Here is a 23,761-nt window from a genome sequence, read left to right as displayed (position 1 = left end):
ATTTACTTTCATACTTTCAGTTCCCCTAACCTTCCCTATATGAATAACTACTTATTTAATATAGCGAGATTAAGTGTGATTACTTTGAAAGAATTGTGAAGAAAGTTAAAAGTTTTTAGGATGATTTTCATAAAACATAAAACACATTTCAAAAGGGATGTTTTCTATGTTTATGAAGATTTCTTTGTATTTGATAGATACATCCTAACAACCGCTTTCGCAAGACATTGAGAAGAATCAACAAAATTCTCACTCGCCACCACATTCAAATCGGTACATGCGATAATGGCGGTATCAACTTCCTCTCTCAATTGTAAAACGAGCGCATTCCACAATTCGTGAGCTTTTTCAATCTCTCCAGATTTAATACAAGTAATAATTTGATTAATCATTTCCTGCCATGTTTCATGATGAATGTATTCTATATTCCGCTTTGCAATCCCATCTTGGTAAATATCAGCTTGAACAGTTGCTTCCGTTGCGAGAAGAGCGACTCTTTTTGCAGTTTCAGGAATCGCTTGTAACGTTTCATCAACTATATGCAAAATAGGAATAGAAAGAGAGTCCTGTAATTCTTCAAAATAAAGATGCGCCGTATTGCACGGCATAGCGATAAAGCTTGCGCCAGTACTCTCGAGTTTTTGTGCCCCTTCAATAATCGCTTTTTTCATCGCTTCGTGATCAATAGGGCGATCCATATAAAACGGTGTTGGGCACGAGTAAATCATCATATGAGGAAAGTCCATATCATGCTTTGCTCCGTATATTGTTTGGCACTCTGCTACAACTGTATCGATGAATGGTCCAGTTGATTTTGGCCCCATTCCTGCTAGTATTCCGATCATTATTTCGTCTCCTTTAATATGTAATTAAAAACGCTTTTTGCGAACGATAAAAAGAAATAAGGTAAATAATAAAAATGAATATACGATAGCCCAAGCTGTGAGCCATAGTGTGTGAGTCAGTATATTATAGTTGTATTGTCCAAGCATGAGAAAGCTTTCGACAGGTGGTAAAAACCATAGTAACTCTTTTTTAAATTGGATAGAAGCAATCGTTATAAGTAATATGAATGTAAGGCTAAGCCAAGCAGTGCCTGCTTTTTGAATTATATTTCTAGTAAATAATGTTGCGATTGAAATTCCTAGTATAGAGAAAGACATGTGAGCGAGAAATCCGACTAGAAATAAAGAAACTGTTATTTTTTCATTAAACATTTGCAAAATAATTGGGTAGAGTACGGATATAAAAGATAACACAGTACAAATGAGAAGAGCTGTAATATATTTACCAACATATAGTGCGGAAATATTATTTGTGTGAGAAATAGTAATTTGCTCTTGTATAGGGTCTTCCGTATGAAAAATTGTGATTGTAATCCAGGCAGATAATAAATAAAGCGCGAGAGCTGTTTCTAAATATGTCGGTACAATAGGAGTCGGTTTATATGTATATACAAAAAGTAAGCTCACAAAGTACATCGCAATAGGAGGGACGTACTTATACGATTTTGTATAGTCGAGAAAATGGTAACGAATAAGCGCGAACATAATAAACCTTCTTTCGATTTAAAAATTAGGTTGTAGCAGTGTGATAGATGCTTTTTTATGTAATAAAAACTGAAGTATGTCATTTGTATATTCTTTTTCGATGTGCAATTGAATAAGGTTTTGATTTGAATTGTGTGCAACGTGTATAAAACCGGATTGTTTTTGTAGTTCTATCGCTGAAAATGTTTCGTGACATGTAAATAACACGGATATACCTTGTTGTTTTAATGAGAGTAAAATATGTTCTAATTCTTGCTGAGAGTTAGGATCGAGCCCAGAAAGCGGTTCGTCTAAAATTAATAAATGTACGTCCGTAAGTAACGCTTGCATAATGCCTGTTTTTTGTTTCATACCTTTTGAAAAGTTTCGTACAACGGAATGTCTTGCATGAAGTAAATGAAACCTTTCAAGAAGCAGCGGAATTTTATCTTTTACATATTTTGTTGATAAACCGTGAATGCGGCCGAGATGAAATAGATAATCCTCTAATGTAAAACGAATCCCTTCAGGAAAATGTTCAGGTACATAGCCGATTTGTATATGTTCTTTCCTTTGAATTGTCCCTGCCGTATGTGAAATAAAGCCTGCAATTATTTTGAGTAGAGTACTTTTTCCAGTCCCGTTCCCGCCAATAATGGCGAGTGCTTCTCCTTCTGGAATGGATAAATCAATGTTGTCTAGTATAAGTGATTTGCCATACTTCTTTTGAATTCCCCTTAGTTCTACTAACAAAGTTCTATCCTTCTTTCTTCAAATATAGTATATATCCATTATATAGGAGAATAACAAAAAGACGTGCAATGAGTGCACGTCTTTTTTTGTTATGTTTTGTCGAACAATCAATATATCCGAGAAATCGTTGATATATTGTAAGTTATGATAGATATATCGAAAAAATCGTTGATATATCCCGAGTTACGATAGATATAATTGAAAAATCGTTGATATATTGGGCAGTAAAACTCCCACCTTAAAATTCGCCTGGAGCAAAGAGGTTAGGTGGGAGATAAACTGCCCATAAATGCCCGATTGGTTCAACTAATAATCAGTGGGGATGCCCCCACTGATTAAAGTTTCACTTTATCGCTTCTCAATCGCCACAATAAATGGTGGGTTATTTTGCTGGTTAATGAAGCCGTAGCGCAGTACGTGTGCTTGTTTTTGGTATAATTCTTCGGCAAATTTGAGAACAGCGTCCCGTTCTACTTGTCCTTCTGGGTGTCCGTGGTAAATAACAAGGACGATGATACCTTCAGGTGCCATTACTTCTAATAATTGTTCGATCGCTGAGATTGTTGAGTTCGGTTTTGTAACGATATGCTTGTCTCCGCCTGGAAGGTAACCTAAGTTGAAAATTGCGCCTGTTACTTTTCCTTTTGCATCTTCTGGTAATATGGATAGAAGTGTATCGTGACTATCGTGAACTAAAACAGTACGTTCGAAAAGTTCTTTTTCTTTTAGACGAGTTGTTGAGCTTTCAATTGCCTCTTTTTGAATATCAAATCCAAATACTTTTCCGTTATCTCCAACGATTTCAGCTAGGAAGCAAGTGTCATGGCCGTTTCCTAAAGTTGCATCTACAGCGTAATCGCCTTCTTTTACTGCCGTTTGCAGAAGCGAGCGAGCAAACGGTAATACACGTTCTAATTTCATTTTTGTTTCTCCTCATTTGCATATTTTCCTTGCCAGCTTCCGCGGCGTACAAATTCTGCATCAATGGAATTTAATACTTCCCATTTATTTAAGCTCCACATTGGACCAATCATTAAATCAGGCGGACCGTCACCTGTGATACGGTGCACAATTACGTCTTCTGGAATCATTTCAAGTTGGTCAACAACGAGACTTACGTAATCCTCAAGAGAAAGGAACTCGAGTTGTCCTTTTTCATATTGCTTCACCATTGGCGTTCCTTTTAATAAGTGAAGTAAGTGGATTTTAATTCCTTGTACATCAAGCTTCGCTACTTCACGAGCTGTTTCCATCATCATGTCGTAATCTTCAAGTGGAAGGCCGTTAATAATATGAGAACAAACTTTAATGCCGTGCTTACGTAATTTATTTACACCTTCAACGTAAGAAGGATAATCGTGAGCACGATTAATAAGATTTGCAGTACGTTCATGGACGGTTTGTAGTCCGAGTTCAACCCAAAGGTAAGTGCGTTTATTTAAGTCCGCTAAATATTCAACGACATCGTCCGGTAAACAATCTGGACGAGTCGCAATAGAAAGACCGACAACGTCTTTTTCTGCTAGAAGCGGTTCGAATTTTTCTTTTAACACTTCAAGTGGTGCATGTGTATTTGTGTACGCCTGGAAATAAGCGATACATTTTCCATCTTTCCACTTTGAGCGCATTTTTTCTTTCATTTCATGATATTGCGTTATAACATCATCGCGGCGATCGCCAGCGAAGTCACCAGATCCAGCAGCACTGCAAAATGTACAACCGCCATAAGCAACTGTACCGTCACGGTTCGGGCAATCGAAGCCAGCATCTAATGAAACTTTAAAGATTTTTTCACCAAATTCATTTCGTAAATGATAATTCCATGTATGATAACGTTTATTGTCGTTTGTATATGGAAAAGGGTTTTGAACCTTCATTACTTTCCCTCCTAAGCCGAGTCAAAATGAAACAAAATCCATTATAACATACTCATAAGGTTCAGATGGAAGGGACACACTAAAGGGGAATTGAAGCAAGGAGGGACAATTATGGCAGAGCGTCAATCACTTGAATCTTATATTACACAAGCGGAACAAGCGGTGGAATATGCGAAAGAACAATTAGATCTTGGTATGAGACAAGAGCATTATAATACGATGGAGTATTCAGATGCGCAGTTACAATTAGAACAAGCGTATAACGATTTACAAACGATGCAACAACATGCGAATGATGAGCAACGTGAGCAGTTAAATAGAGCACGTATGGCAATTCGCCAATTGCAACATCAAATGATTATTACACCGCACTAATAAGGAGTGAATGTAATGGCGAAACGTTCAGATCAAAATAACCCAGAACAAAAAACGCAAAATGGGCATAACGCTGAGTTTTCGAATGAACTTGATCCGATTGTTCAAGTAAAACAGCGTAATAGTAAAAAAGGACAACCTCAAAAATCGAAACAATCAGAGTAGACCAGGTCGCAATATGACCTGGTTTTATTTTGCTATATGACAATAATGTAAGATTTATGTAAGGTTTGTCGATAGTTGTGAGCAGCTTTCTCCAGTAGAGTAAGAAAGGATTAAGTTTTATACAAGGAGTTGCTTTATGGGGAACAATATTATAAACAAGCGAATTGATGAGTTAGATTACATTCGTGGCTTTGCACTACTAGGGATTATTTTAGTAAATATTCTCGCACTACTTAACATTAAAATTCCAGATCCTAGCACAGTGGATGCTAGCTATCAAAGATTTTTATACTTATTTGTAGAAGGTCGTTTCTTCTCAATCTTCTCATTCTTATTTGGAGTGGGATTCTATATCTTTATTTCAAGAGCGATTGCGAAAGGGAAAAATGGCTATGTTTTATTTTTACGCCGCTTAGTTGCACTATTTATTTTTGGTTTAATTCATCAAATGTTTCAGCCTGGAGAAGCACTAGCGTTATACGCAATTTGCGGGTTAATCGTTTTACCGTTTTATAAAGCGAAAAAAGAAGTGAACCTAGTACTAGGACTTATTTTGACAATTGCCTTCAGTGTAATGGGAGTTAAAGAACTATTACCACTTGGTTTAATTTTATTAGGACTTGCTGCAGGACAATATCGTGTATTTGAAAATCTTTCAAAAAACATAAAGCAAGTCGCTATTTTTACAGGCATTATGTTTGTTTTAAGTGTCATAGCTGTATGGTATCAATATGGGCACGTTCCTGCTGATCCATTTGTAAATATGATACTTATGAATGAGGATGGAACAATGGACGCTGCAAGCCAATTTTTAAAAATTGGTGTTACAGTGGGACCAATTATTTCAGCTTTCTATGTCGGAGCATTAATTTTATTACTTCAATTAAAACCAGTTCAAACATTGTTAGCGCCACTGAAATACTACGGTCGTATGGCGTTAACGAATTATATTGGACAAACTGCAATGATTTTAATTGCCGGTAGCGTATTTAACTTTGCAGGAAACTTGACATACATGCAGACGTTATATGTATGTATCGCAATTTATGCAATTCAAATTGTGTTTAGTGTAATTTGGATGAAAATCTTTAAAATGGGTCCATTAGAATGGATTTGGCGAGTTGTTACGTATTGGACGGTAACACCTTTAAAGAAATAAAGAGAGAAGTGGGCTGTTCCTTTTTTGTGGAACAGCCCATTTTTATTTTCATCTTTTTCGGAAAGTTGATATTCCTTCGCGAATCGCCGATATATATTGGAAATCGCTAATAAAATTTCATTTATCAACGAACCTTACACACTTATCTTTTTTATATTACAAAAGTGTAAGGTAAATGTAATGTTAACAAATAGCAGTTCGCCTCTAAAAAGCGCAAAATAGGTAATGGAAAAACAAGCGTAGGAGGATATATATGACGAAACCAGTTGTAGACGTAAAAAACGTTCAAAAAGTGTACGGTAAAAAAGGTGAGAACCAATCACACGCGTTAAAAGGTGTGTCATTCTCAATTCAAGAGGGCGAGTTTGTTGGAATTATGGGACCATCTGGTTCTGGTAAAACGACATTATTAAATGTAATTTCAACATTAGATAAAGCAACGGGCGGCGTTGTTGAAATTGCGGGTACGGATATTACAAAAATGAAGCAAGGTGAGCTTTCTGATTTCCGTTCACAAAAATTAGGATTCATCTTCCAAGATTTTAATTTGTTAGAAAACTTATCTATTTATGAAAACATTGCACTTCCACTTTCCTTGCAAGGTGTTCCATCACGTAACATTGGACCAAAAGTCGAGAAAGTAGCGGATATGTTAGGGATTACAGAAATACTTCAAAAGTACCCATCTGAAGTATCTGGTGGGCAAAAGCAACGTTCGGCAGCAGCGCGTGCTTTAGTGCATGAGCCGGCAATTATTTTAGGGGACGAGCCAACAGGAGCGCTTGATTCTAAAAATGCAACGAGTTTACTTGATGCGATGACAAACTTAAATAAAGATCAAGGCGTATCTATTATGATGGTTACACATGATCCGTACAGTGCAAGTTACTGTCAGCGTATTTTATTCATTCAAGATGGTGAGCTATATAAAGAAATTCACCGCGGCGGTACACGTGAAGAGTTTTATAAAGAAATTTTAGATGTGCTTGCGGACTTAGGCACACAAAAAGCGTAAGAAAGGAGGTTCTAGAGCATGTTATTCAAACTTTCCATGTCAGGGCTAAAGAGTAAGCTAAAAGATTATATCGTCTTACTTGTTGGTCTTGTCATGTCGATCTCAATTTTTTATATGTTTCAAACGTTAGCACTAAATGAATCATTTCTTGAATCTAATTCAGTGATTAAATCAATCGGATTTGTATTCCAAGCAGGTTCATTTTTATTAGCAATCATAACGTTCTTCTATATTTTATATGCGAACTCTTTCTTACTATCTCTTCGTCAAAAAGAGTTTGGTATGTATATGATGTTAGGAGCAAAAAAGCATAAAGTTACATTACTTATGTTTATTGAGACAATTGTATTAGGCGCCGCGTCTCTTGCAATTGGAATTGCAGTTGGTGTAGGACTTGCAGAAGGTATCGGTCAATTATTAATGAAACAATTAGAATTTGCTGGTGAAGGCTATAAAGCATTTTACCTCCCATCTATGACTGTTACTTGCATCTTCTTCTTTGCATTATTTGTACTATCAGCAATTATGAACAGTATTAAATTATCACGTATTTCTGTATTGCAACTTGTACATGCAGATGCACAAACAGAACGTGTTGCAGTAAAAGGGAAAATGACAAGTTTAGTTGCCTTCCTTGCGGTTATTTTATTAGGAATTGGCTATGCATCAATGATTTATATGGAAAAATTAAGAGAGATGGGAATCCTTATTGCATTAATTACAACAACAGCTGGTACTTACATGTTATTTGGATCACTTCTTCCAGTTATTATTAAAAAGTTAAAAAGTAATAAAAAGCGTAGTGAAAAAGGACTTAACGCTTTTACATTTGCACAATTAAATTTCCGTATTAATAGCTTAACGAAAGTACTTGCAACAGTAGCGATGTTAGTTGCTCTTGGAGCTGGTGCAATTTCAGGGGGGATGGCGTTTAAAAATAACGTTATAAAAATGGTTGATGGTTTAGTAATCTATGATTCAGTAGTTCATAATCCGACAGCTGAAGAAAAGAAAATTTGTAACTACTCAGCCACCTTTCGGTGTCTTTTTTAAATTTTACTAGTTTCATATGCCTCCCATTTGTAAATACTGAGTATATCAAACAGGGGAGGTGAATCTTATGGTCGATCGAAAAATTATTTTAGATACATATAAAAAAGGACCTGAAGCTGTTATTTCTTTATTCGAAGAAACATTTTCTAAGTTAGAAAAACGTATACAAGAACTAGAAAATGCTTCAAAAAAAAACTCCAAAAATAGTCATAAGCCACCTTCTACAGATGGTTTGGGTAAGCCCGTTACAAAAAGTTTGCGCAAACCGTCTCATCGTCAAACGGGTGGCCAGTTGGGCCACAAGGGACATACTCTTGGTTTGACAGCGACTCCAGATCATACGATTACACATTCTCCTACATATTGTACTTGTTGTCATACTTCCTTGAACCACGAGCCTGTAAAAGGGTATCGCATTCGCCAAGTGTATGACTTACCACCTATTCAGATCGAAGTGACAGAACATAAAGTAGAACAGAAAGAATGCCCACATTGCCATTCTATCCAAGAAGCCCAATTTCCTTCGACAGTATCTCGTCCTGTTCAATATGGTCCAAATATAAAAAGACTGATTCCCTATTTAACGCATTATCAATGCATTTCTTTGAAGCGAACAAAAGAATTCTTTCAGGATTGTTTTGGACATTCTATAAGCGAAGGAACCCTGGTAAATCATACACAGGCTTTCGCTTCTCAATTGCAGCCATTCATAAAAGAAGTAAAGGAAAAGATTCTGCAGTCTCCTGTTGTCCATTTTGATGAAACTGGTATGCGTGTAGAAAACAAAACACAATGGTTACATACTGCCAGTACACCGGAGGTGACATTGCAACATATTCATCAAAAACGTGGAAAAGAAGCAATGGATGCTGGAGAAATCTTGCCATCTTTTTCTGGAATTGCGATGCATGATGGTTGGAAATCGTATGATGCGTATACAGATTGTCGTCACGTTTTATGTAATGCCCATCTCTTACGAGATTTACAAGGAATTATAGATAGTACTGGAGAACAATGGGCACAACAGATGCAGAAATTTCTAACGCAAGCGTTGACGATGAAAAAGCAATCCGAAGGTACCATGCCAAAAGCGACGCAAAAGAATCTGTTTATTATGTATCAATCCATATTGAAAGAACAACAGATTCTTTCCACGAAACAAAAGAAGAAAGGAAAGCAGACGCCTTCTCAAAATTTATGGAATCGCTTCGTCAAGTATTCTGACAGAATTCTAGCGTTTTTAGAACATCCAGCCATTCCATTTGATAACAATCAAGCAGAACGGGATATTCGGATGACGAAAGTAAAACAGAAAGTGTCTGGGACTTTCCGAAGTAAGAAAGGCGCAGAATCTTTTTGTCAGATACGAAGCTTTATGAGTACCATGAAAAAACAAAAACAATCGGTCTTACAAGCGATAAACCAAGTCATAGAAACTAGAACGGTTCCTTGGAATAACACGACTTCATAAGAGAATTTCTCTATTTGGCATAGATTCTTTCTCTGATTGGAGTATTTTCTTTTCATGTTTTCGAATCGGAAACATGTATTTGGCCTGTTTTTTTATTTGAAGAAGCTGAGTAGTTACGAAAATTTTAAACGGTATTACATTTAAAGAGAAAAGCGAATATCGTTACAAAGTAGATGATAAATACGTTTACTATGTAAAAGAAGATTTAGAGAAAAATCGTCCTTTAGTAAAAGATATGGAAAATATGAAGTCGATGAAGGATTTAGTAAATACGAAGAAGGCTTCACAGGAATTACCAGTAGGTGCAGTTTCTAGAGAAATGAATGAAAAAGATGCGAACGCTAAAGAACTTCCAGAAGAATGGGTAGATGCTTTTAGCACAATTCATCCATATTATATATACGAAGATCATGCAATTAAAATTGTAGATCAAAAAATGTACGATGGGATAAGTGGTAAAGAAGGTATAGCATTTATCGGAAAAGCAGATGATTTCTTAACATATACAAAAGAATGGAAAAAACTTGACGAGTTGCAATTAGATAAATATAAAAATGTAACAGCTGAAAGAATGAACAGTAAATATCAATCTTACGACATGTTCTATGGTGTTGCGAGCGGAACAGTGTTTATGGGCTTCTTCCTTGGAATTGCTTTCTTAGCAATGATGGCAAGTTGTTTAATGTTCAAAATTCTTTCTGGTGCATCAAAAGATATTACACGTTATCAAATGCTTCGTAAAATCGGGGTGCGCCGTGAATTATTAACAAAATCAATTTATAAAGAGTTATTCTTAGTATTCCTATTCCCAGCAATTGTAGGTATTGCTCACGTATTAGTTGGTATGAATATTTTCGGATTTATTTTACTTGATCCGTACTTCCGTATTTGGGTACCAATCGTAATTTTCGTAGTTATTTACACGATTTATTACCTTATTACAGTTCAATTGTATAAAGGAATTGTTCTTCCGAAAGAAGATTAATAATAAAAACCGAGCAAAAACGCTCGGTTTTTATTATTTTCAGAAAAAACGCTTTAATGTTACTGAAATGTATAATATAATGTAAGTAAGTAACGTAATATAAAAGTAGAAGTAGCTGTATAAGGAAAGGAGGAATCCAATCTGTAGAAAGAAGCTAAGCTTTTATCCCCACATTTTTTACCGCAACGTATTTATACAATCGTAAGTTTCCACATTGAAAGTTTTCAGAACCACCTGAGTATATTGTGAAAATAATGGATAACACATGGAAATCTCATAGCATGATAAGGTAAAATGGACAACATAATGAGAAAATTACCGTTCATAAGATGAGGAGAATACATGTATGGAAGTTGTAGAGGCATTAAAAGATATAAGCCAAATTGAGGCTATGAAAAAATATTTAAAAGAGCACTCCCAGCGAGATTATCTTTTATTTGTTATTGGAATTAACACAGGATTAAAAATTACAGAATTACTTAGCATGAAATTTGAAGATGTATTAAATGAAGATGGGACTGTTAAAGAGTTTTATACTCTTCCTGTGAAAGATGAAAAATTTAAACAAGATATTTATTTAAATACAAAAGTAAAAGAAGCGCTTTTAGATTACGTACAATCTATTGGCATTAAAAGAGAAAATTACGTATTTCAATCTAATAAAACGCCAAATTCAATTACGCGCCAACAAGCGTATCGTGTAATTCATAATGCTGCAGAAGCAGTTGGAGTTGTTGGTAAGATCGGAACGAATTCAATGCGAAAAACGTTCGGATTTCATGCGTACAAAAGAGGGATAGCGATTGCGCTGTTACAAAAACATTTTCATCACGCGACTCCATCAGAGACGCTAAAATATTTAGGTATTTCAAAGGATGAGACCTTTAAAACGGAGATTGATGTCGATTTATAAAAGCCGTAACTAAAAGAATTAGGAGGCGGAAAATATGAATATTAGAGAGAGTGAACTGCCGGGTATTGGATGTAAGTTTGAAGTGATTACAAAAGGTAATGAAAAGATGGTTATCGTTATTCATGATGATGGCCGAAGAGAAATGTACCATTTTGATGCTGATCATGAGGAGAGTATTTCAAGCGTCTCTCTTCGTGATTCCGAAGCGAGACAAATTGCAGCTATATTGGGCGGAATGGTATATAGACCACAAGCTTTAGATACGATTGAAATGGCCTTTGAAGGATTATCAATTGAGTGGTTTAAGGTGGAAAATAATGCACCAGTCGTACAAAAAACAATTGGTAGTTTACATGTCCGAAACACATATAACGTAACGATTATTGCCATTTTGAAAAAGAATATGAAGAAGTTCTTTAATCCAGGCCCAGATTCTATCATTGAAGCTGGCGATATGCTCGTACTATCAGGTGAAAGACATGAAGTAAAAAGAATTATTAATGAGTTGCTTTCAGTAGGAGGGGATTCATAATCGATGGATACTTTAATCTTTGAAGTTGGGACTGCGTTAGTATTAGTCGCTTTTGCAGCTATTCTCGCTGCAAAGTTAAAGTTCTCGATTATTCCGTTTCTCATTATACTCGGTATGCTAGTGGGGCCACATGCGCCAGATTTAGGGCTTATCGATTTAAGATTTATTGAAAGCGGAGAAGTTATTTCCTTCCTCGGCCGTGTTGGCGTTATATTCCTCTTATTCTATTTAGGCTTAGAATTCTCAATTAAAAAATTAATTAAATCAGGAAAATCAATTGCTTTTGGGGGAACTGTTCATATATCGCTTAATTTTATATTAGGTTTACTTTACGGATATATAATGGGTTTCCCCTTATTAGAAACATTAATTATTGCTGGGATTATAACAATTTCATCGAGTGCAATTGTTGCGAAAGTAATTGTTGATTTAAGAAGATCTGGTAATAAAGAGACGGAGCTAATTTTAGGAATCATTATGTTTGATGATATCTTTTTAGCCGTATATTTATCAGTCGTTTCAGGATTAGTACTCGGAGGGGCAACGTCACTTGTAGGAGCTCTTACATCTATTTTAATCGCAGTAGGGTATATGCTACTATTCTTTGTAGTTGCTAGAAAAGCTACACGATTTTTAAATAAAATGTTAGATATTTCGTCCAATGAAATTTTTATTATCGTAATATTCGCTATTTTGTTCTTTGTAGCAGGATTTTCAGAAACGATTCATGTCGCGGAGGCGATTGGAGCATTATTATTGGGGCTCGTCTTTTCTGAAACAGAGCATAGTGATCGAATTGAACAGCTCGTTGTTCCGTTTCGTGATTTCTTTGGAGCTATATTCTTTTTCAGCTTCGGTTTAAGTATAGACCCATTTTCACTTGGAGGAGCAGTGTGGTTGGCATTAGGAGCAGTTTTCATTACTCTTATCGGTAATTTTACTGCTGGAATGGTTGCGGGGCGTAAAGCTGGGTTATCGCATAAGGCTTCTACGAATATCGGTTTAACACTTGTATCACGCGGAGAATTTTCCATTATCGTCGCGAATATTGGAATTGCGGGCGGCTTAATGGCAACTATTAAACCATTCTCAGCTTTGTATGTTTTAATATTAGCATCGTTAGGACCTTTGTTAACGAAAGAATCTGGGAGAATATATTCCTTATTAGATAAAATATTTAAATGGAGCGCTAAAGAAAGTGCGAAGCGAGAAAAGGAAGTTGGATAGTATAAAGAGGCTGCATGAAGTTCATACAGCCTCTTTATACATTGTTACTGTTGTAATTTTTTGTCGGTAAGTCGATATATTTTAATAATCGCTGATATAATCCAAGAAGCAATCAGTATAATTTCATTTACCGTCGAACCATTATCTGAATTTCATCAACTATTAATCAGTTGCCTTCCTATTTAAAAACGACTACAATTTTACTGTTATATATATGAACGAAAAAAATAGAATAGGAGGGGAAACTATGCCAAGGAAAGTATGGCTATTAGTAGCTGGGATGATTATTAATGTCACGGGTGCTTCTTTTTTATGGCCTTTTAATACAATTTATTTGCATGATCACCTAGGAAAATCTTTATCTGTGGCCGGAATGGTATTAATGATCAATTCGCTTACTGGTGTAATCGGAAACTTGCTCGGCGGTGTTTTATTTGATAAATGGGGCGGTTATAAATCAACTTTAGTAGGGATTGTGATTACACTTGTATCGATTTTAGGTCTTGTGTTCTTCCACGGTTGGCCGTTATATGTTGTATGGCTAGCGTTAATCGGCTTCGGTTCTGGAATGGTCTTCCCATCGATGTATGCGATGGTTGGTACGGTTTGGCCAGAAGGCGGAAGACGGGCATTTAATGCGATGTACGTTGGACAAAATGTTGGTATTGCGATCGGAACAGCATGTGGTGGATTAGTTGCATCGTATCGTTTTGATTATATTTTCTTAGCGAATTTTATTTTATACTTTGTTTTCTTTTTAATTGCTTTTATTGGATTCCGCGGTATGGAAGACAAGAAAGAGCCAGGAGTGCAAAAAGAAGTCGAAACGAAAAAAGGGTGGTCACTTACACCTGGATTTAAAGCACTTCTTATCGTGTGTGTAGCATATGCTTTATGCTGGGTTACATACGTACAGTGGCAAGGAGCGATTGCAACACATATGCAAGAATTGAATATTAGCCTTCGTCACTATAGTTTACTATGGACGATAAACGGAGCGATGATTGTTTGTGCGCAACCACTTGTTAGTATGCTAATTCGTTGGATGAAGCGTTCTTTAAAACAACAAATTATGATTGGAATCTTCATTTTTGCGGCGTCATTCATTGTGTTAAGTCAAGCGCAGCAATTTACGATGTTCCTCGTTGCGATGGTAACATTAACAATTGGTGAGTTATTTGTATGGCCTGCGGTTCCAACGATTGCAAATATACTTGCACCAAAAGATAAATTAGGATTTTATCAAGGTGTCGTAAATAGTGCGGCGACTGTAGGGAAAATGTTCGGACCGGTCGTTGGCGGAGCAATTGTGGATTTATACAATATGGAAGTATTGTTTATAGCAATCATGGTAATGCTTGTAGTAGCGCTTATAGCAACGAGCATTTATGATAAACGAGTAAAAGTAGAAGAAACAGTTGAAGAAAAAATTGCAGTTTAGTTTGACGGAACATGTAACATGTTTTAGAATATATTTAAATAAAACAACCTTTAGAACAAGGGAGATAGCTCGGCTGTCTTAAGATGAATTCGTTAGTTATTAAGAGTAACGATTAACCGAGAAGTCCTCGCTTTAAGTAAGCTCTTAAGAGATACTAGGTGAAGGATAGTTCACTTAACTTATATGTGTAATAACAGTGAGAAGGAGTAGTAGTAATAGAAGCTGGTTTAGAGAGTTGACGGTCGGTGCAAGTCAATCCACGTTTCGTTATGAACTCGCCTTTGAGTTGCAGTTGTGAAACTAATAGTAGCAATTGCCGTTAATCCACGTTACGGATCTAAGCGAATGTATATTTGTACATTAATTTAGGGTGGTACCGCGGGAATCTATAACCTCTCGTCCCTTTCTAGGGATGAGAGGTTTTTTGTATTTTGGGCGGTGAAAATAAATAGAATTTCAAGGAGGGTATCTCATGAGCTTTAATCATCAAGAAATTGAGAAGAAGTGGCAAGGGTACTGGGAAGAGAATAAAACATTCCGTACGCCAGATGAGACAGAAAAACCAAAATTTTATGCACTAGATATGTTCCCATATCCATCAGGTGCAGGCTTACACGTAGGACATCCAGAAGGTTATACAGCGACAGATATTTTATCTCGTATGAAGCGTATGCAAGGATATAACGTTCTGCATCCAATGGGATGGGATGCATTTGGTCTTCCAGCAGAGCAATATGCACTTGATACTGGAAACAGCCCAGCTGAATTTACAGAGCATAATATTAATACGTTCCGTAACCAAATTAAATCATTAGGTTTCTCTTACGATTGGGACCGTGAAGTAAATACAACAGATCCAAACTACTATAAGTGGACGCAATGGATCTTCCTAAAACTATTTGAAAAAGGCTTAGCTTACGTTGATGAAGTACCTGTAAACTGGTGCCCAGCACTTGGTACAGTACTTGCAAACGAAGAAATCATTGACGGTAAGAGTGAGCGTGGTGGACATCCAGTTGAGCGTCGTCCGATGAGACAGTGGATGTTAAAAATTACAGCTTACGGAGATCGTCTATTAGAAGATCTAGATGAGCTTGATTGGCCTGAAAGCTTAAAAGATATGCAACGTAACTGGATCGGTCGTTCTGAAGGTGCAGAAGTACACTTCAACATCGATGGTACAGACGAGAAATTCACAGTTTTCACAACGCGCCCTGATACATTATTTGGTGCAACATACTGTGTACTAGCTCCAGAACATGCACTTGTTGCAGAAATTACAACAGCAGAACAAAAAGAAGCGGTAGAAGCTTACATTAACGCTGTAAAAATGAAGAGTGACCTAGAGCGTACAGAACTTGCGAAAGAGAAAACTGGTGTATTCACTGGTGCTTACGCAGTTAACCCAGTAAACGGTGAGAAATTACCAATCTGGATCGCTGACTATGTTCTTGCAACTTACGGAACAGGTGCTGTAATGGCAGTTCCAGCTCACGATGAGCGTGACTATGAATTCGCATCAGTATTTAATCTTCCAATGAAGGAAGTTGTAAAAGGCGGAGATATTACGAAAGAAGTGTACACAGGTGATGGTGCACACGTAAACTCAGCATTCCTTGATGGATTAAATAAAGAAGAAGCAATCGCAAAAATGATTGAATGGCTTGAAGCAACGAGCGCAGGAAATCAAAAAGTAACGTACCGTCTACGTGACTGGTTATTCAGCCGTCAACGTTACTGGGGTGAACCAATTCCAGTAATTCACTGGGAAGATGGTACAATGACAGCTGTGAAAGAAGAGGAATTACCATTAGTTCTTCCGAAAACAGAAAACATCCGTCCTTCAGGTACAGGTGAATCACCACTTGCTAACATTGACGAGTGGGTAAATGTTGTTGATCCTGAGACTGGTAAAAAAGGTCGTCGTGAAACGAACACAATGCCGCAATGGGCTGGTAGCTGCTGGTACTACCTACGTTACATCGATCCAAACAATAGCGAAGCACTTGTAGATCCTGAAAAAGTAAAACAATGGCTTCCAGTTGATATTTATATCGGTGGTGCAGAACATGCTGTACTTCACTTACTATATGCTCGTTTCTGGCATAAAGTATTATACGATATCGGTGTAGTTCCAACGAAAGAGCCATTCCAACAATTATTCAACCAAGGTATGATTCTAGGTGAAAACAACGAGAAAATGAGTAAATCAAAAGGTAACGTTGTAAATCCTGATGATATCGTAGCAAGCCACGGTGCAGATACACTTCGTCTATACGAAATGTTCATGGGGCCATTAGATGCTTCAATTGCTTGGTCTGAAAATGGTCTTGACGGAGCTCGTCGTTTCCTAGACCGCGTATGGCGTCTATTCGTTCAAGATAACGGTGAATTAAGTGAGAAAATTACTGACGCACCAAATAAAGAGCTTGAAAAAGCTTACCATCAAACAGTGAAGAAAGTAACAGAAGACTATGCAGAGCTTCGCTTCAACACAGCGATTTCTCAAATGATGGTATTCATCAACGATGCATACAAAGCTGAAACACTTCCAAGAGAATATGTAGAAGGTTTCGTAAAAATGATTGCACCAGTTGCACCTCATATCGGGGAAGAGCTATGGAGCAAACTTGGATACAATGAAACAATCACATATGCAAGCTGGCCAACATTTGATGAGTCTAAACTTGTAGAAGATGAAGTTGAAATTGTTGTTCAAGTTATGGGTAAAGTTCGCGCAAAACTAACAATGAGTAAAGACGCATCAAAAGAAGAAATGGAACAACTTGCACTTGAAGCAATTCAAGACCAAATTGAAGGGAAAACAGTTCGTAAAGTAATTGTTGTTCCTGGAAAACTTGTTAATGTTGTTGCAAATTAATTTATTCTAAATAAAAGCTCAGAGTATGTATACTCTGAGCTTTTTTGTGTAGAAAATAATCTCTGGATCACCCTAGTCTAAGTTTTCAATTATTCCAATACGTACAAATAAAAGAGCGGAATTCCAATACAGACAAACACCTATTTTTCTATAGGAAATATGATAAAAAAGGTAGGCTAAATTGAGTAGAAGAGGTGAAAGGAATGAAAGGGATGGACAATAATGCACCACATGGCTTTTTCGGAGGTGGATCGGATAGTTATGAACAAATGATGTTAATGGGAGGCGGACAACAAGGATATGGCGGAATTCCGAGCTGGATGGGTGGAACACCTGGAGGATTTTCCACATCAGTAGCTGGAGCACAAACTGGAATTCCAACATTAACAGGAGGATTTCCATCATCAGTAGCTGGAGTGCAAACAGGAATCCCAACATTTGTAGGCGGAGCAGCGGGAGGAGTACCAGTAGGCGTACCAACTACATTCCCATCTTTCGTTGGAGGAGTAGGTGGTTATCCACAAGGTTTTTACGGTCACCATGGCCACCACGACGGTCATCATGGACACCATCATCAAGGTCATCATGGCCATCATGGACATCATCACCACCAAGGCCACCATGGCCATCAAGGCCACCATCACCACCAAGGACACCATGGCCATCAAGGCCACCATCACCACCAAGGTCACCACGGTCATCATGGACATCATCAACAACAAGTACATCACCACGGCCACCATCATATACATCCACAGGCTGTCCTTTATCAAATTCATCAAGATCACCATGGTCACCACGGCCACCAAGGTCAACATGGTCATCATGGCCACCATCACCACCAAGGTCACCACGGTCATCATGGACATCATCAACAACAAGTACATCACCACGGCCACCACGGTCACCAAGGTCAACATGGTCATCAAGGTTACCAAGGCCAACAACACCAACAACACCAACAGTATCAATAACAACAATCTTCTCCTTGGACAGGTGGAATTGGAGCAGGAGGAGCGGGGGCAGCAGCAGGAGCGGCTAGCATTAGTGGAGCTGCAGGACATGCGGGACACGTGGGTCATTAATGATTGCCAGAAAAAAAGACATAATAAAAAACTGCTAGGAAATCCTAGCAGTTTTTTTCAGCTTCTTGGCGTTGACGTTCGATTTCAGCACGAAGTTGTGGTTCTGGTGCTTGCCAGCCTTCAGGTTTTAGAATTTTACCGTCACCTTCGCGGAATCGAGGTTTCCCGTCAGGGAATAGTTTTGCCATGTTTGCGTTATTTACAATTTCGAATCCTTTATCAGGACGTACGCCCATTTCGGCAAACGTGCCGAATGCAAAGTAAATAAGGTCAATCAGTGCATCATATTGATCTTCAACAGTCGTTGCTTCTAGAAATTCTTCTAGCTCTTCTTGCATAAAACTCGCACGGATTTTTGCACGTTCTTCTGTTAATTTTGTTGGAGTATTTGTCACAGGATGTCCGAATACTTCATGCATTTTCGCGACAAGTTCGTACCCTTTATCTAAACCTTTTTCGTTTGTCATGTTGTTTCATCCTTTCTTACGTTATGCCGAAGTTTATTGTAACATAAGGTGATTATGAAATGAAAAGAACATCTTATCGAAATAAGATGTTCGCTCGTTATTCTTCTTTTTTTATTAAAAGGGATGAAATAAGATCGATGCCAAAAATACCGACCAGTAACATTGGTATAACGACAAGCAAGTAACGTGTGAAGGAAACATTTTTTAAGTATGTATGAGCAAATAAAAAGACGCCGAGAAATAAAATACCATTTAAAATAGGCTTTACTAATTTTTTAGACATAAGCTCCCCCATAAATATCTTCTCTCTCTATTTGATAATAAAAAAACTCCTCTCTCCGTTGTATCATGCTAGAGAGAGGAGTTCAATCATTTCTCATTCAATGACACCAGAATTTGTAATATTTACGGTGTATTTTATATGAACCGGAACATCTTTATACATTTGTCTCCATTCTTCTAATTTGAATGGGCGATAATGTTGTTTATACTTTGCACCTAGCCCGAGAGGATCGACGCCTAAAGATTTAAGTTGCTTAATTAACTTAGTAGCTTGTTTATCTAATTGTTTTTGGATATCTTTTTCAATGTTTTGTGTGTTCTTGTTATTTTCTAAGTTAATTTGTTTTGATAGTTCTTGAATACGTGCATCAAGACGAACGTGAATGAAAAAAGAAGGCTTTCCGTTTTTAATTTTTATATCGTAAGTTGGAACAGAACGAATATTATTAATCATTACGTACGCAGAATCTGTTTTAAATTCATGTGAATCTAATTTATGTTTCTCTAATAGTCCTTTAAATATGAACATATCTTTTTCCGCAATTTTACCGATATATTTATCTTTTTTAAAAAGGCCAATTCCGGTAATTTTTATTTTATCACCATGCTTCTTTAGAATGGGAATATAGTAGTCTTTTCCTTCTTGATAATAGCGAAATGCTCCTATATGTAGATTATCCGCTGGTAAAGATCCGGTCTCCATGTTATGTTCTAGCAATTTTTTTATATAAATTGCAACGTTGTATGAAGTCGAATATTTGCCTTTTAAAAGTTCAGTACCATTCCCATCTAATAAAGCAGCATATAAAGCGTTCCCTATATTCACATCTCGAAGTAATGTATCGAATGAAGTAGACATTCCTGTTTTGGCAAGTCTTATTGTATATAGAGCGACACGCATTTGTCCGCTAGCAAATGGTTGAGAAGACTCTAAAGATGTGTCTGCTTTTACTTGTTTTACCGCATTTGCACTGCCTTCAAAAACTTGAACTTTATTTCCTTTTTTCTGAATGGGACAAACGAATGTCACTTTTACTTTATTATCTTTTGCGACATCAAAAACGCTTCCTTGAATAAGTTGTACATCATCGATAATATTTTTTTGTAAACATCCAGTTAGACTGAATAATGTTATACAAGAAATAAGTATTAATTTGCTTGTGCTTTTGATTTTTTCCATTTTCTTTTCACCCACACAATAATAAATAGAATTGGGATGTATACATAAATGAGCCAAAAACTAACTTTTGATACATTACTAATAAAGTTATTAATATCGTGTCTGTTTGTTAAAAGTTGCGAAACAATGAGAGTGATAAAGATAAAAGCAATTAAAACACCCCTTTGTTTTACACGGAATATTTCATGAGTTCCTCTCATTGACGCCCATAAAGGGAGGATAAAACTTGAAATAATAACGAGTGCATAAGCGGAAATTGCAAGATATTCGAGTCTTTCTATGAATGGCAATTGAATGACTTGGGTCATAGAAAGTTGGGGCCATATCGTTTTTAACAATTGTTTTTCACTAAAAAATGCAAAGGCTAAAAGGGTGCTAAATAGATATAGAAGATTTGAAAATAGTGCCCCGTATTGAGCAAATTTATGAGATTGCATAGGTTTTTTCACAAATGGATACACCATGAGGTAAATCTCAAAACCGGTCATACTGTAGATTGACAGTTGAGCGGATTTTAAAATGTCTGAAAAAGAATGTGTGAATATAGGTAGTAAATTATCCCAATGTGAATATTTCAAAACGAATAAGCTTAGAAATAAATATCCTAATGTACCACCAACAGAGATGACGCAAATACCGGTAATTACACGAAATCCAGAAGAAATAATGTAATAACTAACTAAGCATAAAAAGAGTGTTAACATAAAGGTGGAAGCGGTAGGAAACATCCATACTTGAATAATTTCAACGTATGTTCGAATGACCGAAATACTGACGATTAAAAAATAAGCCATAAAGATGATGCTAATGCCATTTCCTAGCCATTTTCCAAATGTTTGCCGATGTAAATCAACTAAATTCCCATTTGTTTCTTTTAATAAGACATACATCATCCATATAAGAATATGGATGAAAATTCCTGTGATTATAACCCCCATCCAGCCGTCGTATCCAGCAGCTTTTGCGATAATTCGAGCGAATCCAAGAACTCCAGCACCAAACTGTGCACCGTGAATTAAGAAGAAAACAAAGATAGGAGATATTTGATATTTTTCTTGAACTTTACTCATCAATGCACCTCGTTTCTTAATCATCAAAATCCGATCTATGTTTTGTTGAAATTCCTTTCGCAGCTTTTTTTACATGTTGTGGTCTTGCTTGCACATCTCTTGTATCAATCATTGTTAATGGAAAACGGATCCAAGAATCTTTAACTGATGGTTGCCTTGTCGGGTAAAACAAAGCGTACGGCTTACGTAAGGAAGTAAGTCTAAATAGATGAGTAAATAAAAAGATAAATCCAAGAGAAATACCGAACAATCCACCTATTTCTGCAAATATGAGAAACGGGAAGCGTAGTAATCGAACGGCATTACCCATTTTATAAATAGGTGTAATAAAGGAAGCGAGTGCTGATAGTGCAACGATAATTAATAAAATGTTACTCGTTAACCCAGCTTGTACAGATGCTTGCCCGATTACGATACCGCCTACAATACCAAGTGTTTGCCCGACTTTCATCGGTAACCTTGCGCCGGCTTCTCTTAATAAATCAATTGCAAGTTCTAAAAAGAGCGCTTCAATTAAAGGTGGGAATGGTACTTGTGCCCTTGATAAAATTAAAGTTTCAAGTAAATCACTTGGAATAAGTTCATAATGATAATTTAAAACTGCAACGTATAACGGTGTAGCGCAAATTGAAAATAGAACGGCAATTAATCTTAAAATCCTTGAAAATGTAGCGTACATCCAGGAGACGTTATAGTCTTCTGGTGAAATGAAAAAATCGAAATAGGATACAGGTGTTAGTAAAACACTTGGAGAACCATCAACGAAAATAGCGATTTTTCCATCAATTAGTGCTTTTGTAACTCTATCAGTGCGTTCTGTATTGATATAGAGAGGGAAAATCGATTTTTCACCCATCAATTCTTGTATATAAGCACTATCATTAATTTGATCATATTCAAGAGCGCGTAATGATTCCTCGAGAAAATCTACATTATCTTTTTCAGCGAGGTTGTCTAAATACATCATGACAACTTTTGTTTTGGAAAACTCGCCGATAATCATTTCTTTTGTTTGTAAATCTAAAACAGGAAGACGTTTTCGAACTAAATTAATGTTTGTATCAATATCTTCTACGAAACCTTCTTGCGGACCAATAACAGTTGATTCGTTTAAAGGAGGGGTTGGTGCACGATAATTATCAATTGCAATGTTTGCAAGCATACATTTTTGATCTTGCTGATTCAATTGAATAATCGCATGCCCCTTTAAAACCATATCCTCAATTTTTTGTAAGTCGTTCGTAATTGTAATGCCGCTCATTGGAATATGTTCTTTCAGCTCTTCTAGTGAAGCATTAGGTCGTTCCAAAAGAGTAGGCATTAAATATTTTTGTAATTTCTCTCCATCAAGCGAAGGACGATAGTAAGAAATCCAATAAGGCATCGTTTCATCGTCGGATGTATGATAATTCACAAAATCACTAGATTTTTTCAGCTTCTCTATTAAATTTTGTAAAGAATGGATACGGTCTTTTTCTGGTTTCGTAAAATCATAAATACTATTACCTTTAGAGTGCTGTTGCTTACTTTGAGAAGGTTCATCTTGCTTAGCGTTTTGTTGTTTATCTTGAGACGAATCACCTTGTTTAGCACCTTGTTGTTTATCTTGAGAGGAATCCTCTTGTTTAGTACTTTGTTGCTTATCTTGAGAGGAATCATCCTGCTTAGAGTTTTGTTGCTTATCCTGAGAAGAGTCATCTTGTTTAGAGTTTTGTTGCTTATCTTGAGAGGAATCATCCTGTTTAGAGTTTTGTTGCTTATCCTGAGAAGGTTCATCTTGTTTAGCGCTTTGTTGCTTATCCTGAGAGGAATCCTCTTGTTTAGGACTTTGTTGCTTATCCTGAGAAGAATCTTTTTGTTTAGGACTTTGTTGCTTATCCTGAGAGGAATCCTCTTGTTTAGGACTTTGTTGCTTATCTTGAGAGGAATCATCCTGTTTAGAGTTTTGTTGCTTATCCTGAGAGGAATCCTCTTGTTTAGGACTTTGTTGCTTATCCTGAGAAGAATCTTTTTGTTCGTGATTTTTACCTTTATTATGTTTCATACTTCTAGTCTGTTCTTTGTTATCATCCTCTTCATTGTTAGAATGCTGCTCCTGATTATCTGTTTCGTTTGCTTCTGGTTTATTTGATTTTTTTTTCTTACGTAACCAATTCCAAATCATGTGTATACCCTCTTTAATCTTGTAATATAGTGCTATTTTGTGGCTAATTTTGTATATTATTCATTTATTTATGAAAAGAAGAAGGAGATTAGTTTGCATGGAAAAAAATCTTTAGTAAGCAGTTCATACTATAACGG

General features: G+C 36.6%; 20 protein-coding genes, 3 pseudogenes and 1 other annotated feature. Of the genes and pseudogenes, 13 read left to right on the top strand and 10 right to left on the bottom strand.

The genetic code is table 11. The features are described 5' to 3' along the window. Window positions 1-170: 170 nt before the first annotated feature. The 5 genes from AC3WVZ_RS22665 to mnmL form a co-directional block, all read right to left on the bottom strand. Complete coding sequence (locus AC3WVZ_RS22665) at window positions 171-845, bottom strand: aspartate/glutamate racemase family protein (protein ID WP_000579289.1); 675 nt, start codon at window positions 843-845, stop codon at window positions 171-173. Window positions 846-869: 24 nt separating this feature from the next. Beyond that, a complete protein-coding gene (locus AC3WVZ_RS22660; protein WP_000457766.1) occupies window positions 870-1,550 on the bottom strand; it encodes an ABC transporter permease in 681 nt (226 codons plus the stop codon). Between the two features lie 18 nt (window positions 1,551-1,568). Next, a complete protein-coding gene (locus AC3WVZ_RS22655) occupies window positions 1,569-2,282 on the bottom strand; it encodes an ABC transporter ATP-binding protein (RefSeq protein ID WP_233935433.1) in 714 nt (237 codons plus the stop codon). A gap of 348 nt (window positions 2,283-2,630) precedes the next feature. Then, complete coding sequence (gene mnmM / locus AC3WVZ_RS22650; protein WP_233935432.1) at window positions 2,631-3,203, bottom strand: tRNA 5-(aminomethyl)-2-thiouridylate-methyltransferase MnmM; 573 nt, start codon at window positions 3,201-3,203, stop codon at window positions 2,631-2,633. After that, window positions 3,200-4,159 (bottom strand): tRNA modification radical SAM protein MnmL/YtqA, encoded by a 960-nt coding sequence (mnmL, locus tag AC3WVZ_RS22645; RefSeq protein WP_000868031.1) that lies wholly within the window; start codon window positions 4,157-4,159, stop codon window positions 3,200-3,202. Before mnmL ends, mnmM begins: the two co-directional genes overlap by 4 nt. Before the next feature lie 111 nt (window positions 4,160-4,270). Between mnmL and AC3WVZ_RS22640 the strand changes: the two genes are divergently transcribed. From AC3WVZ_RS22640 to AC3WVZ_RS22580, 13 genes and pseudogenes are all read left to right on the top strand, one after another. After that, window positions 4,271-4,534 (top strand): YtzC family protein, encoded by a 264-nt coding sequence (locus AC3WVZ_RS22640; protein ID WP_000840865.1) that lies wholly within the window; start codon window positions 4,271-4,273, stop codon window positions 4,532-4,534. A 15-nt stretch (window positions 4,535-4,549) separates the two neighbouring features. Continuing rightward, a complete protein-coding gene (locus AC3WVZ_RS22635; protein ID WP_001129340.1) occupies window positions 4,550-4,699 on the top strand; it encodes a hypothetical protein in 150 nt (49 codons plus the stop codon). Between the two features lie 136 nt (window positions 4,700-4,835). Continuing rightward, on the top strand, window positions 4,836-5,858 hold the full coding sequence (locus AC3WVZ_RS22630) for a DUF418 domain-containing protein (protein WP_063220441.1): 1,023 nt from the start codon (window positions 4,836-4,838) through the stop codon (window positions 5,856-5,858). A gap of 253 nt (window positions 5,859-6,111) precedes the next feature. After that, window positions 6,112-6,873: an ABC transporter ATP-binding protein gene (locus tag AC3WVZ_RS22625; protein WP_000165844.1), complete on the top strand. Its 762-nt coding sequence runs from the start codon at window positions 6,112-6,114 to the stop codon at window positions 6,871-6,873. A gap of 18 nt (window positions 6,874-6,891) precedes the next feature. Beyond that, window positions 6,892-7,890: pseudogene (locus tag AC3WVZ_RS22620) on the top strand (FtsX-like permease family protein); the annotation flags it as partial. Between the two features lie 103 nt (window positions 7,891-7,993). After that, complete coding sequence (gene tnpC, locus AC3WVZ_RS22615) at window positions 7,994-9,397, top strand: IS66 family transposase (protein WP_100910632.1); 1,404 nt, start codon at window positions 7,994-7,996, stop codon at window positions 9,395-9,397. A gap of 118 nt (window positions 9,398-9,515) precedes the next feature. Then, window positions 9,516-10,382: pseudogene (locus AC3WVZ_RS22610) on the top strand (ABC-2 family transporter permease); the annotation flags it as partial. A 346-nt stretch (window positions 10,383-10,728) separates the two neighbouring features. Then, a complete protein-coding gene (locus AC3WVZ_RS22605) occupies window positions 10,729-11,295 on the top strand; it encodes a tyrosine-type recombinase/integrase (protein ID WP_000454209.1) in 567 nt (188 codons plus the stop codon). A 34-nt stretch (window positions 11,296-11,329) separates the two neighbouring features. Next, on the top strand, window positions 11,330-11,827 hold the full coding sequence (locus AC3WVZ_RS22600; protein WP_001026053.1) for a cation:proton antiporter regulatory subunit: 498 nt from the start codon (window positions 11,330-11,332) through the stop codon (window positions 11,825-11,827). A 3-nt stretch (window positions 11,828-11,830) separates the two neighbouring features. Continuing rightward, window positions 11,831-13,054, top strand: coding sequence for a cation:proton antiporter (locus tag AC3WVZ_RS22595; protein ID WP_000380179.1), 1,224 nt, complete (start codon window positions 11,831-11,833; stop codon window positions 13,052-13,054). A gap of 247 nt (window positions 13,055-13,301) precedes the next feature. After that, the gene (locus tag AC3WVZ_RS22590; RefSeq protein WP_001137561.1) at window positions 13,302-14,495 is read left to right on the top strand and encodes an MDR family MFS transporter; all 1,194 of its coding nucleotides are present in this window, start codon (window positions 13,302-13,304) and stop codon (window positions 14,493-14,495) included. A 187-nt stretch (window positions 14,496-14,682) separates the two neighbouring features. Further along, window positions 14,683-14,902: a binding site (T-box leader), on the top strand. Between the two features lie 65 nt (window positions 14,903-14,967). Next, window positions 14,968-17,376, top strand: a complete 2,409-nt coding sequence (gene leuS / locus AC3WVZ_RS22585; RefSeq protein ID WP_000009461.1) for a leucine--tRNA ligase — start codon at window positions 14,968-14,970, stop codon at window positions 17,374-17,376. Between the two features lie 203 nt (window positions 17,377-17,579). Beyond that, a pseudogene (locus AC3WVZ_RS22580) lies at window positions 17,580-18,461 on the top strand (hypothetical protein). Between the two features lie 44 nt (window positions 18,462-18,505). On the opposite strand, the gene AC3WVZ_RS22575 reads toward AC3WVZ_RS22580, so the two are convergent. The 5 genes from AC3WVZ_RS22575 to AC3WVZ_RS22555 form a co-directional block, all read right to left on the bottom strand. Continuing rightward, window positions 18,506-18,928, bottom strand: coding sequence for a pyrophosphohydrolase domain-containing protein (locus tag AC3WVZ_RS22575; protein WP_000180554.1), 423 nt, complete (start codon window positions 18,926-18,928; stop codon window positions 18,506-18,508). 97 nt (window positions 18,929-19,025) lie between these two features. After that, on the bottom strand, window positions 19,026-19,211 hold the full coding sequence (locus AC3WVZ_RS22570; RefSeq protein WP_000038781.1) for a hypothetical protein: 186 nt from the start codon (window positions 19,209-19,211) through the stop codon (window positions 19,026-19,028). Between the two features lie 93 nt (window positions 19,212-19,304). After that, window positions 19,305-20,390 carry a spore germination protein GerHC gene (gene gerHC / locus AC3WVZ_RS22565; RefSeq protein ID WP_233935430.1) on the bottom strand — a complete coding sequence of 362 codons (1,086 nt, stop codon included), beginning with the start codon at window positions 20,388-20,390 and terminating at the stop codon, window positions 19,305-19,307. Continuing rightward, window positions 20,360-21,460, bottom strand: a complete 1,101-nt coding sequence (locus AC3WVZ_RS22560) for a spore germination protein (protein WP_000049052.1) — start codon at window positions 21,458-21,460, stop codon at window positions 20,360-20,362. Before AC3WVZ_RS22560 ends, gerHC begins: the two co-directional genes overlap by 31 nt. Before the next feature lie 16 nt (window positions 21,461-21,476). Beyond that, window positions 21,477-23,624, bottom strand: coding sequence for a spore germination protein (locus tag AC3WVZ_RS22555; protein ID WP_233935429.1), 2,148 nt, complete (start codon window positions 23,622-23,624; stop codon window positions 21,477-21,479). Window positions 23,625-23,761 lie beyond the last annotated feature (137 nt).

The organism is Bacillus sp. CPT56D-587-MTF, from assembly GCF_058792335.1.
The sequence above is the reverse complement of the archived record's forward strand: the minus strand, read 5'-3'. Positions and strand labels throughout refer to the sequence as shown.